Raw genomic sequence first — 16043 nt, 5'->3', positions numbered from 1 at the left:
TTCTTTGAATAACGATCACCTGGAGCGGATGAATATGAGCTACCGGAAGAGAAGATTCTGGTTAAGCTTATCGGACGCAGGAATTATCAGCTTGGCTGTCTGGTTGGCCTGCCTGGTTCGATTTGATTTTTCTTTCACAGAGATAAGCGAATATCAACCTATGTATTTGATGATGGGCCACGTACTGTTCGTCGTGACAGGCATGCACTTTGCTCAACTTTATCGACCTGTTTATCGCTATGTCAGTGTTCGCGAACTGGTCTCGATTTTTTCAACCACGAGCATCTCCATTTTGGCTCTCTACCTGGTACTGAAAATGACGTACCTGCTTGGTTGGTCCATCCGATTTCCCACCTCACTCTTTCTCATGACGCTAGCCTTTGTTTTGCTCGGGATCACAGGCTCTCGGTTTGTATGGAAGTGGTGGTATGAAGAGCGGGAGAAAAGAACGCAGGATCGCAGGCGCACATTAATTATCGGGGCAGGTAGCGCAGGTGTGCTCGTAGCCAGAGAGATGAAAACCTCGCCTTTGTCGGAGCTGCGTCCCGTTGCCTTTATCGATGATGAGTCCAGCAAACAAAATCTGCGTGTGTACGGCCTGCCCGTTGTGGGGAATCGGGCTGACATCGCCCGCGTCGTGCAACGACTTTCCATATCAGACATCGTAATTGCCATGCCATCCGCTTCCCGGCAGACGATTAAGGAGATTTTCGACATTTGCAAAACGACGAGAGCGAGCGTCAAAATTTTGCCGCATGTAGCAGACATCATTAGTGGAAAAATCACGATGAATATGATTCGGGATGTAGCGTTGGAGGATTTATTGGGGAGGGAGCCTGTTCAGGTCAATCTGGAAGAGATTACGGGGTACTTGCGGCAGCAAGTTGTACTTGTGACAGGAGCGGGCGGCTCGATTGGGTCGGAGCTTTGCAGACAAATAGCTAGATTTGGCCCAAGGAAACTTCTTCTCTTGGGGAACGAAGAGAACGGCATTTTTGAGATGAGCCTGGAGCTCTCGCGTTTGTTTCCTGAGCAGGAGACGGTCAGCTTGATTGCGGATATACGTGACAGAAAAAGAATTGCATCGATTATGCATGAGTATCGTCCCGCCGTGGTTTTTCATGCGGCAGCTCACAAGCATGTACCGTTAATGGAGAACAACCCGTGTGAGGCTTTGAAGAATAACATTCTGGGTACGAAAAACGTTGCGGAATGCGCGCTGGAAACTAGCGTCTCTCATTTCATCCTGATCTCGACGGACAAGGCAGTGAATCCAACCAGTGTGATGGGTGCTACGAAAAGGATCGCTGAGCTTTTGATCCAGGGCTATAACCATTTCGGACTTACCCGGTTTGCGGCTGTTCGTTTTGGAAATGTCCTGGGGAGCAGGGGGAGTGTCGTTCCCGTTTTTCTCAATCAAATCCGGGCAGGTGGACCGATTACCATTACACATCCAGATATGGAGAGGTTCTTTATGACGATTCCTGAGGCGGCCCAGCTCGTCATCCAGGCGGGAGCACTCGCTCAGGGAGGGGAGATATTCATCCTCGATATGGGGAAACCGGTCAAAATTGTCGATATGGCCCTCGACCTGATTCGCTTGGCAGGCTTGGAGCCCGGGAAGGATATTCCGGTTGTATTCACGGGAATTCGTTCGGGTGAGAAGTTGTACGAAGAAATTTTAACGGCGGAAGAAGGCTTGTCGTCTACTTGCCATAATCGCATCTTCATTGGGAAGCCGCTCGATTTTTCCTGGAATGAACTCTTGGCAGGGATCGCCCGATTGGAGCAAATTGCAGACAAGGGAGCGACGCTGGAGGACAAACAATCCATCATCGAGATTTTGCAAGGGATCGTTCCAGGCTATCATTCCACTTCTTACGTAAAGGAAGAGTCTACGCCAGTCCCTTATCAAGTGGCGATCGGATGAGCGTCAGCCAATGGAAGGAAAAGATCGCCACGATAAAGTGGAAGCGGCTGTTTGTATGGGGAGGGTTGATTTGTCTCATCAGTTTGAGTGGTTATGGTGTGTACGTCTATCTGTCGTTAAAAGAAACGGCAAGCAAAATGTACCTCCCTATCCGCACACAGAAATCTGTCGAGGTACCTGTAGCAACTGAACCAGCATCAGTGAGGCAATCGCCGACCGTGAATTCCCCAGAAGCAACTACACCACCTGCGGCTGAAGTGGAGAACTCCGCTATCTTGCCCAAAGAACCAATCACCCTGCTGCTTCTTGGCGTTGATGAACGGGAGAATGACAAGGGGCGCTCTGATGTGATCCTCGTACTCTCCGTCAACCCAAAAACGAAATCTGCGTTGCTCATCAGCATACCACGTGATACGCGAACCGCTATGGCTCACAAAGGTACCCAAGATAAGATCAATCACGCCTATGCATTCGGCGGCGTGCAGCAGGCAGTAGACACCGTGGAACAGTTTCTTCAATTTCCCATTGATTACGTGGTGACTGCGAATATGGAAGGATTCGCAGGTGTGATCGATGCACTGGGTGGAGTGGAGGTCAACAACAAGCTTGCCTTTACTTATGCCGATTACACCTTTCCGGTCGGTCCTATCCAGTTAGACGGGAAGCAAGCCTTGGTCTACGCTCGCATGCGCTACGAAGATCCGAGAGGCGACCTCGGTCGCAACGAAAGACAGCAGGAAATCATCAAGGCATTGCTGGATAAAGGTGTAACCCTTGCATCGCCTACTCGATTGAATGATGTGCTTACGACGATGGGGAAATACGTGAAAACGAACATGACCTTTGATGTGATGAAACAGCTTGCCCTAAGCTACAGCACGGCAGTTACCTCCGTCGAGACGATTCGTTTGGAAGGAAAGGGTCAAATGATCAATGGAATCTACTACTATATCGTCAGCCCGCAAGAGCGTGAGAGGTTGACTGAGAGTCTTTCAACTTTTCAAAAACAAATCGAACCTCCCGTACAACTGCGGAAAGAAGGAAGTGACAGCATAGCGGGGCAAAGGGGGAAGCAGGATGAATGAGGAGCTTAATCTTCGTGAAATACTCCTGATGTTGTTGAAGCGATGGAAGCTGATCCTTTTGATTACCTCTTTGTGCACCATCGGAACAGCGCTCGTGAGCTTCTATTTACTGACACCGATTTATCAGGCTAAGACGGAAATATTAGTGAATCGCTCGCTGGATTCAACCGTAGAGAGCATGCTATCTGTCGCGGAAATTGATTCCAATCTGAAATTAATTGAGACCTATCGCGTGATTATTGAAAGTCCGCGGGTAATGGAACGCGTGCTCGAAGTGATCGGGACCGGCGCTACGATGGAGGATCTGCTGCTTCAGACGAAGGTAGAGCCAGTCAAGGACTCGCAGGTCATTTCGATTACGGTAGAAGACCCGGATCAGGGCAGAGCTGTGCTTATTGCCAATACAATTGCGACGACCTTTCAGGGAGAAGTCGTCAAAATGCTTAGCATGAACAACGTGCATATTTTGGCGGAAGCCCGAAACAATCCGGCGGCCATTCCAGTAAGCCCAAAACCGATCCTCAATTCGGTGATCGCCTTTGTCCTCGGGTTGGCAACGTCTATGGTCGTCGTCTTCTTGCTCGTGCAGATGGATACCCGACTTCAATCGGAAAAAGAAGTGGAGGAGTATTTAGGCTTACCTGTACTGGCAACCATTGCGGTGATTGACAAAAAAACGCGGAAGGCATTTCGCCAGCCCAAGGTGGAGGAAGTGAGGAATGAGTATGAGAAGGCAGAAGCCTGATGATCGTTACCAAAAGCTGATCGCCCATTGGGAGCCACTGTCACCGCTGGTAGAAGGCTACCGTACCCTTCGCTTAAACATTCAGTTTTCCATGGGCGACAAGCTGATGCAAACGATTTTAGTCACCAGTCCAGGGGCTTCTGAGGGAAAAACGATCACCGCTGCCAACCTGTCCTTGATGATGGCAAAGGATCACAAAAAAACGGTGCTGCTTGATTTTGACTTGCGCAATCCGCGCGTACATTTCACCTTTGATATGCCGAATCTGTACGGGATCAGTTCTTACTTTTCGGATATGTGCCAAATTCCTGATATCATCCAACCGTCTGGGGTATCAGAGCTGTCGATCATTACGGCAGGGCCGATCCCCCATAATCCAGCGGAAATGCTCGGGACGCCACGGCTCTTGGAATTGATGGCATACCTGCGCCAGAACTATGACTTTGTGATTGTTGACAGCCCGCCATTAATCGTAAGCGATGCAATGGTGCTGGCGAGGGAAATGGACGGCTGTGTCATGGTGGTGGATGCAAGCAAGACGAAGCGGGATTCTGCTGTCAAAGCGGTAGAGCAATTAAAAGCGGCAGGCGCCAATCTGCTCGGTGTTGTTCTCAACAACAAAAAGGTAGGGAAGAGAGAAGGCTACTACGGATACGGGTACAACGCATAGCGGAAAGTGGGGCGTTTGTAAGCATGCATGCCCTCAAATTAGCTTGGCAACGACAATGGAACCGTCTGCATAATGATCGCGATGTTCACGAAGTGATTCGCGGCTCGGCCTTCACGTTTTTGTTTCGGCTCCTTGGCTTCGTACTGCTCTATCTTTTGCAGTTCTACATTGCCAGAGAGTATGGAGCCGAGAGCCTGGGCATCTATTCGCTGACGATCACCCTGATGAACATTGGAATGGTGCTGGCCGTTTTGGGGACAGATACAGCCATAATCCGCTTTCTCTCGGAGTTTCGCGCGAAAGGCTCGCTTTATCAGATTTCCGAAGTATTCAACAAAGTAGTGCTGTGGGCGACACTGATTTCGATTGTGCTTGGGGTCCTTTTGCATGTGTTCTCAGAGCAGGTGTCTGCCTACGTGTTTGCAGGGGAGCTGCCAGCAGAGGCACTGCGAGTCGTCGCTTGGATGCTCCCGTTTGTGTCACTCGCAAGGCTGTATGCATCTGCATTTCGGGCACTTCATCGGGTTGTCATCTCGATCACTGTCGATATCGTCGGTATGCGTTTTCTGCACTTGGCGTTTCTTTTTATCGCCATTCCTTTTTTTGAACCCAGTACGATGCTCTTGATTCAACTGCTCGCAGTTGCTGTTATTTTGAATGCCGTTTTTGGGATGGGGCAGTGGTTTGTGACGAGCCGAGGTTTCCGTAACGGTGTACAGCCGACTGCGGGAGAGCCTGGTGTTGGGTTGAGGGAAATTATTGCAGTCGCACTCCCGATGTATCTCAGTGCGTCGATGGAATTGATCATGACGTGGACAGATATGATCATGCTGGGCATTTTTACGGATGCAAAAACAGTCGGAGTATACAGTGTGGTCATTCGTCTGGCAATGGTGACGGGCTTTGCGCTGATTTCGATCAATACGATCCTCTCTCCGAAGTTCTCTGAGCTGTACGCACGTAATGATATGGACGGCTTGAAAAAGATGATTGCGTTTGCCAATCGGCTCATTTTCTTCACCTCTGCTCCTCTCAATCTGCTAGTGGCGATATGTGCGGTTCCATTGCTCACTTTTTTTGGCGAAGAGTTTGCGAGTGAGAGCCTCGTCCTTGTGATCCTGTGCATGGGGCAGTTTGTCAATTTTTGCACAGGAAGTGTTATCCCCTTATTGACGATGACCGGGCATCAAAAAACGGCCCGGAATATTCTTATCTGTTCAGCTACACTAAACATAATCGGAAACGCTTGTCTCATTCCGCTGTATGGAATTATTGGGGCCGCCATTGCTACTTCAATCAGCCTGATCTGTCGAGATCTTTGTGCTTCGTATTGGGCATCCAAATATTTTGGCTTTCGTACGTGGTATATCCCGTTTTTATCCAAAAAATATTCCGTCTCGCTCCAGGAGACGAGGTCATGAAGAAGGTGGCTTACCGTGAAGGATGAGCTGTATCCGTCTATGTTTTGGGATAGTGAAGAGACACGCCATTGCCGTGTGCAGGTGCAGAAGCCGTGGAGCAGAGAGGAATTTTGGTCGTACTACTTCACACGTCGCATCTCCATCTACGTGAGCTTATTGCTGACCCGCAAAACACAAATATCCCCCAACGCAATTACAATCGGGGGGATTATCGCCGGACTCCTTAGCGCTGCAGCATTTATGTACGGAACGGCGGCATCCTTTCTGCTCGGCTGCTTTTTCTGTCAGGTCAGCTACTTGGCGGATTGCGTGGACGGGGAAGTAGCTCGCATGCGCAACCAGAAGAGCAAGGGAGGAGAATGGCTGGACATCGGGCTCAACTATGCGCTCTATCTGGTGTCCTTTGGTGTGATATACGGCATCATGAATCATCACGCGATATGGGGGCCGTGGCTGCTCTATTTGATTCTGCTCACGATTTTTGCAGAGATTTTGGCGACCAATGGCTCCGATCTCGTCTTTAGTCAAGGGAAAATCTCTCACGAAACAGTCTCTATGAGAAAGCGCAGCAAATCGATCGATGCTTTGGTCTTCCTTTTTCTTACCCAAACGGGCTATCAATTGGGCGTGCTTGTTACCGCATTTCTGTGGGCAATCAGCGGTCAGATGCTATTTTTGCTCCTATGGACCTTCTACCACCTGTTCGTCGGACTGGCCAGATCGATGTACAAGCTGAAGCTGAACATCAAATACGTCATGCCATCTCTGAAAGAAGGAGGGGAGTCGGATGAAGGCACTACTCATGGCAGCAGGTCTCGGGTCACGAATTAACGAGCACATTGATGGAATTCCCAAATGTACAGTAGACATCGGAAGCCAATCACTCATTGAAAATACGATAACGGAGCTAAGGCGCCACGGAATTGAAGAGATCGCGATGGTGGTGGGCTATCAAGCCAACGTGATTACCCAGTTGCTTAGAGATGAACCTATTCGTTTTTATCACAATCCTTTTTATGATCGGACGAATAGTATGGTGTCCCTCTGGTTCGCCCGCGAGTTTTTGCAAGGAAGCGACTGCTTGCTGTTGAACGCCGACGTTTACTTTGAATCGAAGGTACTGGAAGTTGTGTTGCAAGAGACCCTGTGTCCCGTCATGTTTGCTGATCCAGTCCGTCGTTCTGAAGGGGATTATAAATTTGGCTATGAAAACGGACTACTACTCCGCCATGGAAAGGAGCTCTCACTGGAAGAGACTACTGGCGAATACGTTGGAATTGCCAAACTTCAAGAGAGTTTTCTGCCGATATTTTTGCCGCGCTTACAAAGGTTGATTCAGGAGAAACAGTATGATTTGTGGTGGGAAAATGTTTTCTATTCTTTTTTGGGCGAAAGGAATGTGTATGTCGCACAAATACCACCGGGATTGTTTTGGGCAGAGGTTGATACGTGGGAGGATTATCGGCGAATCCTGCAATTCACCAACCAACTGGCGCACAGGTAAATGATGATCAAGGAGAAGCTCTCACCGGACAAGGTCCTGCTTTTGCTATATGTGGTGCTTAAGCCCTTCTACTTCTTCCCAAGTGGCAATCCGCAAATCGCCGATTTTATCATGCTCATCTTGATCACCTACAGCTTCTTGTTTCGGCTGGGTCGGGTCAACCGCAGACTCGGACTCTTTCTCTTCCTTACCCTTCTGTTTTTGTACGACATTATGATGGTGAATGGCATATGGACGATTGCACTCGGTGGGGAAATGGATGTATTCAGCTCGACCAAGTGGTATTTGTACAACGGAGCCGTGATGCTTGCCTTGATTATTTTGTTCAGGCGCAACCCTCAAGAGTACGTCAAATGGGTCTTCTTGGCTACGTCCACTTCCTTGCTCGTTCAGGCATTCATTCTCGTGTCAGGACTGTCACCGGATAGCGGAGAGTTCAGGCAATCCTTGTTCTTCAACAATCCGAACCAGCTCGGCTATTTTGGACTTTTGTGCATGGGGATATGCCTGCTGTGCGCTCGCTTCGTGTCTGTGAAGACCATTCCTCTCTTTCTTGCGATTGGCACGGCGTTCAGCATCATTGCCGCGTCCTTGTCGAAAGCAGCGATCATTAGTGCTGTAGGGATGTACCTCGTTTTTTTGCTCCTCTCCATCAAAGAACGAACGGGCTTGTTCTGGATGAATCTGCTATGCGTGCTCGTCTCGTCCTTCACTGTCTTCTTCATCTATTTGTACACCAACGAAAACGTGCTGAGCGATGCTTCTATTTACACACAAATTGAAGAACGAATGGTAACACTCGGTGAAGATTCGGATGACAATTTGGCGGCGCGGGGCTATGACCGGATTGCCAACCATCCGGAGTACATTTTGTTCGGAGCAGGGGAAGGGATGTACGAGCGATTTAACAGCAGCATTTCGTTGGAACTCCATTCTACCTTAGCCAATCTGTTCTTTTCCTACGGCGTAATGGGCACAGTGTTGTTCATTCTCGTGATTTATGGGGCGGCCCGTGGGCATCGATTGGTTGCTTGGTATCCACTTGTCTTCCAAATTTTGTACGGACTCACTCATAACGGAATTCGCGAAACGTTTTTCTGGATCATGCTCGCGCTGTATTTCGTGACAGCCGAAATCAATACGCGTCAGACCAAAAATGGCGGTGATCTGCTTGAAAAAAATCTTGCAAGTATGCGCAATTGACCGCTCTGTAGAAAGTTTATTGTTTCCCTTGATTGAAAAGCTGATGGGTGACGGCTACGAAGTGCATACCGCGTGTTCGGATACGGGGCGCTTTGATGTGCTAACAGCAAAGGGATTGACGCTCAGAAGAATCCCGATTAAGCGAAAGATCGACCCGATTTCCAATTTGATGACAATTTGGGCATTGTATCGGCTGATGAAAAGGGAGAAGTATGATGTCGTGCATGTTCATACGCCGATTGCCGCTGTTCTCGGGCGCGTGGCAGCAAGGCTGGCAGGAGTACCGCATGTCATTTATACAGCGCACGGCTACTTCTTTCATGAGGGCATGAGCAAAAGTACGTATCAGATGTACTACACGCTGGAAAAATGGTTTGCCCGGCATATGACCGACTATCTTTTCCTTCAGAGTCAAGAGGATTATGAGTTGAGCGTGAAGGATGGCTTCTCCTCCCAGACGGAGCGGATTCTGCACATTGGCAACGGCGTTGATCTTACGGAACGCTTTCATCCGCGACACATAACGAGAGAAAAGGTCCATTCTATCAAGTCCTCACTGGGGCTGCAAGATGATCATGTGGTGATCACCTATGTAGGACGCATGGTTTCGGAGAAAGGAATTTTTGAGCTGCTGGAAGCCTTTCGCAAGCTGGCGGGTGAATTTCCGCGCCTGCGCCTCTTGTTGGTGGGGGACGTGTCTTCCAGTGAACGCGATCAGCGAGGTCAAGACTTCGAGGAGCTTTGCCGACAGCATCCGCAAATCATTTTGGCTGGATTCCGCACAGACATTCCAGAGCTGATGGCCACAAGCGATATTTTTGTTCTTCCCTCTCATCGCGAAGGGCTGCCTCGTTCCATCATTGAGGCGATGGCGATGGGAAAACCGATTGTCGCCACGAATATTCGTGGATGTCGGGAAGAAGTCAGGGACGGTGTCAACGGATTTTTAGTAGAACCGAAACAGGTATGTCCCTTGTATACAGCCTTAAAAAAGCTCGTAATCGATTCCAGACTCAGAGAAGCATTCGGGCAGAACAGCCGCAGCATCGCGCTCGAGCACTTCGATGAGCGAACGGTCCTTGCGAAGCAAGCGACATTATTTGCCCAACTGACTGGTCAGGTACGAGAAGAAAGAGGGCAGGAGAAAGGAGGCAGCGGAGAAGATTGGACAAGACGGGAGCATTCGTCATTTCCCTAGACTTTGAACTTTACTGGGGCGTCCGAGACAAGAGAACCATTCAGTCCTATGAGCAAAATTTGTTAGGCGTTCGTCAAGTGATCCCCGCACTTTTGGAGCTGTTTGCCAAGTATGAAATGCACGTCACCTGGGCTACTGTCGGCTTTTTGTTTTGCGAGTCGCGCAAGGAGCTTGCAGGCGTCGTCCCACGGCATCTCCCGGCGTATTCCGATGAAAAGCTGTCACCCTATCCCTATTTGGACACAGATGCGATTGGAGAGCATGAGCAAGTCGATCCGTATCATTTTGCTCCTTCCTTAATCAAGCTGATATCCTCTTACCCGCATCAATTCATCGGAAGCCACACCCTTTCCCACTATTATTGTCTAGAGCCGGGGCAGACTCCCGAAGCTTTTGCTGCTGACCTTGATTCTTTTCATAAAGTGACGCGCAAAAAAGGATACTCCCCTTCCAGCATCGTTTTTCCACGAAATCAGGTGCAGTCTGCCTATTTATCTTTGTGCAAGAAAAAGGGGTTCCGTTCCTATCGGGGCAACGAGCAGTCTTGGATGTATCACACAAGAGGGGCTGCTGAAGAGACATTGTTCAAACGAGCCATGCGACTGATGGATGCGTATGTGAATCTCTCCGGTCATAACAACTATGAATCATTGCAGCGTAGTCCAGAGGGAATGGTCGATGTTGCATCCAGCCGGTTTTTGCGTCCTTATTCTCCTCGGCTACAGCGGTTGGAAAAATGGCGCATGAAGAGAATCAAATGCGACCTCACTCATACCGCGGAGCACAAACGCTTGTATCATCTGTGGTGGCATCCGGAGAACTTTGGGAACCACATCGAAGAGAATCTGTCCTTTTTGGAGGAAATACTCCAGCATTACACCATGTTACGCGAGAGGTACGGCATGCAGAGCCTCAGCATGGAGGAAGCGGCAGCGAAGTGGAATCAACAGGAGGTGCGGCATGAAGTCCTTGTTTGATCGTTGCGTTTCCTTCCTGATGCTCGTCATTCTGTCCCCACTGATTTTGCTGGTGAGTCTGCTTATTCGCTGGAAGCTGGGGTCTCCTGTTTTGTTTGTACAAGAGCGACCAGGTTTGCATGGAAAACCATTTTTCATCTATAAATTTCGCACGATGACTAATGAACGCGATGAGAGTGGAGGGCTTCTCTCTGACGAGGAGCGACTGGGATCTTTCGGAGTACTTTTGCGCAAATATAGCCTGGATGAACTGCCGCAATTGTGGAATGTGCTTCGTGGTGAAATGAGCCTCGTAGGGCCGAGACCGCTACTAATGGAGTACTTGCCCCTGTACACGCCGCGGCAGTTGAAGCGACATGACGTAAAGCCGGGGATTACAGGCTGGGCGCAGGTCAATGGGAGAAATGCAATTGACTGGGAGCAAAAGTTCGAGCTGGACGTCTGGTATGTAGAAAATGGCAGCTTTTTTCTGGATATGCGGATTATCGGTCTGACGATCAAGCGCGTTTTTCAATCGACAGGCATAAATCAGCAGGGCAGCGTCACGGTAGAAGACTTCAGAGGGAGTGAAAACAGAGAGCGCGCTGGGAGGGAAGCATGTGAGCCTGATCGTACTTTCGGAACAGGATGATTGGACCGAATATTTGCGACGGTTTTTAAAATTAGATGTGTCCTACACGAAAGAATACGTACAGCTATACGCGAAAATGGAGCAGGGCACGCCAGAAGCTGTTTTTTTCAAGAGTGGGGAGAATGAGGTTTTCTACCCGTATTTGGTCAGACGTCTGGATGAGTGGATTCCCGGCTATGCCGATTTGGTTTCGATAGGATACGGAGGGCCGTTCGTTGTGGGGGGTCAGACGGCTGCCCGATTGTTCCAGGAGCAATTCCACGTCTACTGTCGGTACAAAAACTATCTGACGGAAACCGTTCGCTTTCATCCGTTGCTGGGGAATGCGGAGCTATTCGCGGGTCAAATGCGACTAGATCTGGTGAGGATGGTAACGGCGGTCGATTTGCGCCCCACACTTGCCTACATTCGTGCCCACTATACGCAAAATGTAGGGCGAAATATGAGGAAGGCAGCGGCAAACGACGTCCGGATTACATTGGGCGGAACTGAGTGGCTTCCTTCTTTTATCCAGCTACATCGGGAGACGATGGATCGCAATCAAGCCGCGGCGCTCTACTACTATGCACCGGAATTTTTTGTGGGACTCATGAAAAAAACAGTGTTGTGCAAGCCGCGGCTTCTACTTGCCATGCATGAGGATCGGCCGGTGGCGGGCGTACTTTTGCTCAGTGGAAATCAATTCGCCCATTATCAGCTAGGGGCATCCCATACGGAAGACATGGCGCTTGGCGTCAACCACCTCCTCTTCGACGCCATGATTCAGCAGGCAAAGCTGGATGGAGCACAGTTGCTTCTCCTTGGAGGCGGGAATCTGGATGGAGATGGTTTGTTCCGTTTCAAGTCCTCGTTTGCAAATGGCAATCATTTTCCTTACTGGATGGGCAAGAAAGTTCACGATGAGGAAGTGTATTTGGCTTTGTGCCAGAAATTACAAGTCGATCAGGCTGGCGAGCAAGATTTTTTTCCTGCCTATCGCAATGGGGGGACGTCGAAATGAGTGCGCAGCAGCGGATCTTTTTATCACCGCCACATATGGGGGAGGACGAGCGGGACTTGGTGGCAGACGCCTTTGCCTCCAATTGGATCGCACCGTTGGGGGAACACGTCGATGCTTTTGAGCGAGAGATTGCCCAGTATGTGGGCGTAAAAGCTGCACTGGCTGTGTCCTCTGGTACAGCCGCTATCCATCTCGGGCTAAGGCTAGCAGGCGTTGCTCCGGGTGATACGGTGTTCTGCTCCAGCCTCACCTTTGTCGCCAGTGCCAATCCGATTCTGTACCAGGGAGCGACTCCAGTATTCATTGATTCCGAGGAAGGGTCTTGGAATATGTCTCCGCTGGCATTAGAGCGAGCCCTGCGGGAAGCGGCAGCAGCGGACAAGTTGCCCAAGGCGGTCGTCATCGTCAATTTATATGGGCAGAGCGCAGATATGGGGCCGTTGATGGCGCTTTGTGAGCAGTATGGGGTGCGCGTGGTGGAAGATGCAGCAGAATCGTTAGGGGCTGTATACAAAGGGAGAATGAGCGGTGCCTTTGGGCATGTTGGAACCTTTTCGTTTAATGGAAATAAAATCATGACGACTTCAGGTGGTGGAATGCTCGTCTCCGATGACGTTGAGACGATCGAAAAGGCACGCTTCTGGTCTATGCAGGCGAAGGAGCCAGCCAGGCATTACCAGCATGAAGAGATGGGCTACAACTATCGGTTGAGCAACGTACTGGCGGCAATTGGCCGGGGGCAACTGCGTGTTTTGGAGGAGCGAATCGAGGCGAGGCGAGGGATTTACAGGCGTTATGAACAAGCCCTCGGACCATTGCCTGGTGTTTCGTTCATGCCTGAGCCTGCGACAGGGCGATCCACCAGATGGCTGACCGTGCTGACACTGAATCCAGCCGACACAACACTCTCTGCTGCACAACTGATCGATGCACTGGGCAAAGAAAATATCGAAGCCCGTCCCGTGTGGAAGCCGATGCATCTGCAACCGTTGTTCGAGCAGTGCCAATATTATCCGCACCAGCCCGATGAGAGTGTATCCGATCGGTTATTTGCCCAAGGTGTTTGCTTGCCGTCCGGTTCCAGCTTGACCACTGAACAGCAGGAGCGAGTCATCGGTGTTATCACGAATTGCCTCCTGAACCAGCAACAGGGGGTGCGCCATGTATAGTCATGAGCAGATAGAAAAATGGCGCAGTCTCTGCTCGTCTTCTTTTTACGTACTGGACACCGTAAAGCTCGCCGAGAACTATCGTCGTTTCCAACGGGCTTTTACTCGACGCTATGAGCATGTGGTCGTGGCGTATTCGTATAAGACCAATTACTTGCCGTTTTTATGCCAAAAGCTGCATCAGTTAGGGGCTCATGCAGAAGTCGTTTCTCGACTGGAGTACGAATTGGCACGAAAGCTCGGCGTCGATCCTGCGTCCATCATTTTTAACGGCCCGCTCAAAACGGAAGAGGACATTCACCTTGCCTTGGAGCAGGGGAGCCTGATCAATCTGGATTCTTTTTCGGAAATACCGTGGGTGGTGGCCTACGCCAAGCAGTATCCCGAGCATACGTTTCGGATCGGGCTGCGGATTAATGTGGATTTGGCCAGGGGTGGAGTGAGTCCTCTGCAAAATGGGTACGAGGTCAGCCGATTTGGTTTTTGCGTCGAAAACGGCAATTTGGAAAAAGCCCTGAGCCAGTTGGCTGTCGTGCCGAATGTGCATGTAGTCGGATTGCATGGACACTTTTCCACCAATCGCAGTGTGGGTGTGTATCGCCAAATTACGCGCCATCTATGCCGTTTGGGGAAGGAGCATTTGGGCGAGCGGCTTGCTTTTATCGATATTGGAGGCGGATTCTATGGGGAGCTCCCAACCACGTTCGGGATGACGGCAGCACCGACCTTTGAAGAGTACGCCGAAGCGATTACGTCTGTCGTGAAGGAGGAGCTGGCAGAGCTGGATCATGCGCCGCTGCTGATTCTGGAGCCAGGTATTTCACTCGTGGCAGATGCCCTTGATTTCGTTTGCCGAGTCATCGATGTAAAAGAAAACAGGGGAGAGCGGTTTGTTCTTGTGGATGGAAGCATTCACAATGTCAAGCCGACGATGCACGCGCACCTCTTGCCAGTCCGACTTGTGTGCAACCGCAAGTCAGTTCCCGAAGCGAGCTACCATGTCGTCGGGTATACATGCATGGAAAAAGATTATTTGCTGCAAGGCTACACGGGGCCTTTGCCTGATATCGGGGATTATTTTGTCTTCGGACACGTAGGGGCGTATACGCTCGTCTTTAATCCACCATTTATTCGGGAGAGGCCGCCTGTTCTTGCCATCGATGGAACTGAAGCGTTCATTGTGAGGGGAAAAGAGACTCTTCAACAATTCATTCCCGAATCGGTTTATCGTTTTCACGTTGACAAGCAGGGGGTAATGAACTGAATGAACGTACTTGTGACCAGTGTAGGCAGACGGGTCAAGCTGCTCCACTATTTTGTACGCGAATGGGGTGATACTGGCAAAATCATAGCAGTCGACTGCGATCTGACGGCCCCGGCCCTGTACGCTGCCCATCATTACGAGCAGGTGCCGCGTATCGATGATCCTGGTTATCTCGATGCCCTGCTGCAAATTTGCCAACGATACGAGATCAAGGCAATCCTCACTTTAATAGACCCTGAGCTGACGTTGTTGGCAGCGCATGCAGATCGTTTCTACATGCAGGGCATCGAGGTGATCGTGTCCAGCCGGGATGTAATCGAGATGTGCCTGGATAAGATGGCTACGTATGATTTTTTGTCCGCGCACCAGATTCCTGCCATTCCCACTTATACAAAAATGGACGAGGTACAAGCAGCACTTTTGGCAGGGCAGATTACGTATCCATTGATCGTCAAGCCACGGTATGGAAGTGCCAGTTTGGGCATCAAACGTGTGGAGAATGATCAAGAATGGTCCGTGCTCATGGAAAAAACGGAGGATGTCGTCATTCAACCGTTCTTACAGGCAGAGGAGTACGGAGTCGATGGCTATGTCGATCTGATCTCGGGAGAGCTGGTGACCCTTTTTACCCGCAAAAAGCTACGCATGCGGGCAGGGGAGACGGATCGCTCCCTCGCGGTAAAAGATCCGCGTTTGCTGTCACTAGCGAAGGAACTCATTCGTGTCCTAGAGCCGCGTGGGCCCATTGACATCGATTGTTTTTTGGTGGGAGATCAGTACGTTGTGTCGGAGATCAATCCCCGTTTTGGCGGCGGGTATCCGCATGCTCACGAAAGCGGAGTGAACAGCGTGCGTGCGCTTTTCCAAAACATAAAGGGTCTGGTGAATATGCCAAAAGTGGGGGAGTACAAGGAAGGTAGCATCCTGATGAAATACGATGAGGTCATGCTACTGGAGTGAGGGCAAAAAATTCCTTCAGGAGCGGGAATGGGCAGGGATGCTAAAAACATGACAAAGACTGCGTACCTGCCCATATTGTATCCTGCCTGTATATTGCTGAAATGTGCTACAATTGTAGTTGAGCGTCCACGTGATGCCTACATCATCAAAAAGCAGGAGTGTTACAGACCATGATCATCCAGTTCATTCGTCTTCGGTAATGTGAGGTACAGATCAACGTAATCCCGCATTTTTTTGAAAATGCTTGGGGTTTATTTGACTGTGCCTTTTTTCATTCACCGAAATA

Annotated in this window: 15 protein-coding genes; all 15 read left to right on the top strand. The window is 50.0% G+C overall.

Annotated features, from left to right (window positions below):
• Positions 1 to 34: 34 nt before the first annotated feature.
• From ASG16_RS17035 to ASG16_RS16965, 15 genes are read left to right on the top strand one after another with little or no spacing between them, the layout of a single operon-like run.
• On the top strand, positions 35 to 1930 hold the full coding sequence (locus tag ASG16_RS17035; protein ID WP_056489524.1) for a polysaccharide biosynthesis protein: 1896 nt from the start codon (positions 35 to 37) through the stop codon (positions 1928 to 1930).
• The gene (locus tag ASG16_RS17030) at positions 1927 to 3015 is read left to right on the top strand and encodes an LCP family glycopolymer transferase (protein ID WP_056489522.1); all 1089 of its coding nucleotides are present in this window, start codon (positions 1927 to 1929) and stop codon (positions 3013 to 3015) included. Before ASG16_RS17035 ends, ASG16_RS17030 begins: the two co-directional genes overlap by 4 nt.
• Positions 3008 to 3760 (top strand): YveK family protein, encoded by a 753-nt coding sequence (locus tag ASG16_RS17025; protein WP_056489521.1) that lies wholly within the window; start codon positions 3008 to 3010, stop codon positions 3758 to 3760. The genes ASG16_RS17030 and ASG16_RS17025 overlap by 8 nt, the downstream gene beginning before the upstream one ends.
• Complete coding sequence (locus tag ASG16_RS17020) at positions 3735 to 4430, top strand: CpsD/CapB family tyrosine-protein kinase (protein ID WP_048034070.1); 696 nt, start codon at positions 3735 to 3737, stop codon at positions 4428 to 4430. The genes ASG16_RS17025 and ASG16_RS17020 overlap by 26 nt, the downstream gene beginning before the upstream one ends.
• 23 nt (positions 4431 to 4453) lie before the next feature.
• Positions 4454 to 5851: a flippase gene (locus ASG16_RS17015; protein WP_056489518.1), complete on the top strand. Its 1398-nt coding sequence runs from the start codon at positions 4454 to 4456 to the stop codon at positions 5849 to 5851.
• 15 nt (positions 5852 to 5866) lie between these two features.
• Positions 5867 to 6682 (top strand): CDP-alcohol phosphatidyltransferase family protein, encoded by an 816-nt coding sequence (locus ASG16_RS17010; protein WP_056489516.1) that lies wholly within the window; start codon positions 5867 to 5869, stop codon positions 6680 to 6682.
• On the top strand, positions 6639 to 7355 hold the full coding sequence (locus tag ASG16_RS17005; RefSeq protein WP_056489514.1) for a phosphocholine cytidylyltransferase family protein: 717 nt from the start codon (positions 6639 to 6641) through the stop codon (positions 7353 to 7355). Before ASG16_RS17010 ends, ASG16_RS17005 begins: the two co-directional genes overlap by 44 nt.
• The gene (locus tag ASG16_RS17000; protein WP_056489512.1) at positions 7356 to 8558 is read left to right on the top strand and encodes an O-antigen ligase family protein; all 1203 of its coding nucleotides are present in this window, start codon (positions 7356 to 7358) and stop codon (positions 8556 to 8558) included.
• Complete coding sequence (locus tag ASG16_RS16995) at positions 8518 to 9756, top strand: glycosyltransferase family 4 protein (protein ID WP_241970784.1); 1239 nt, start codon at positions 8518 to 8520, stop codon at positions 9754 to 9756. Before ASG16_RS17000 ends, ASG16_RS16995 begins: the two co-directional genes overlap by 41 nt.
• Positions 9723 to 10733, top strand: coding sequence for a polysaccharide deacetylase family protein (locus ASG16_RS16990; protein ID WP_048034064.1), 1011 nt, complete (start codon positions 9723 to 9725; stop codon positions 10731 to 10733). Before ASG16_RS16995 ends, ASG16_RS16990 begins: the two co-directional genes overlap by 34 nt.
• The gene (locus ASG16_RS16985) at positions 10717 to 11364 is read left to right on the top strand and encodes a sugar transferase (protein ID WP_056489508.1); all 648 of its coding nucleotides are present in this window, start codon (positions 10717 to 10719) and stop codon (positions 11362 to 11364) included. Before ASG16_RS16990 ends, ASG16_RS16985 begins: the two co-directional genes overlap by 17 nt.
• Positions 11333 to 12364: a GNAT family N-acetyltransferase gene (locus ASG16_RS16980; protein ID WP_056489506.1), complete on the top strand. Its 1032-nt coding sequence runs from the start codon at positions 11333 to 11335 to the stop codon at positions 12362 to 12364. The genes ASG16_RS16985 and ASG16_RS16980 overlap by 32 nt, the downstream gene beginning before the upstream one ends.
• A complete protein-coding gene (locus ASG16_RS16975) occupies positions 12361 to 13533 on the top strand; it encodes a DegT/DnrJ/EryC1/StrS family aminotransferase (RefSeq protein ID WP_056489504.1) in 1173 nt (390 codons plus the stop codon). Before ASG16_RS16980 ends, ASG16_RS16975 begins: the two co-directional genes overlap by 4 nt.
• Positions 13526 to 14797 (top strand): type III PLP-dependent enzyme domain-containing protein, encoded by a 1272-nt coding sequence (locus tag ASG16_RS16970; protein WP_056489502.1) that lies wholly within the window; start codon positions 13526 to 13528, stop codon positions 14795 to 14797. Before ASG16_RS16975 ends, ASG16_RS16970 begins: the two co-directional genes overlap by 8 nt.
• Positions 14798 to 15757, top strand: coding sequence for an ATP-grasp domain-containing protein (locus ASG16_RS16965; RefSeq protein WP_056489500.1), 960 nt, complete (start codon positions 14798 to 14800; stop codon positions 15755 to 15757).
• The last annotated feature ends 286 nt before the right edge of the window (positions 15758 to 16043 follow it).

The sequence above is a fragment of the Brevibacillus sp. Leaf182 genome, from assembly GCF_001423865.2.
Classification (GTDB): Bacteria; Bacillota; Bacilli; order Brevibacillales; family Brevibacillaceae; genus Brevibacillus; species Brevibacillus brevis_C.
The sequence above is the reverse complement of the archived record's forward strand: the minus strand, read 5'-3'. Positions and strand labels throughout refer to the sequence as shown.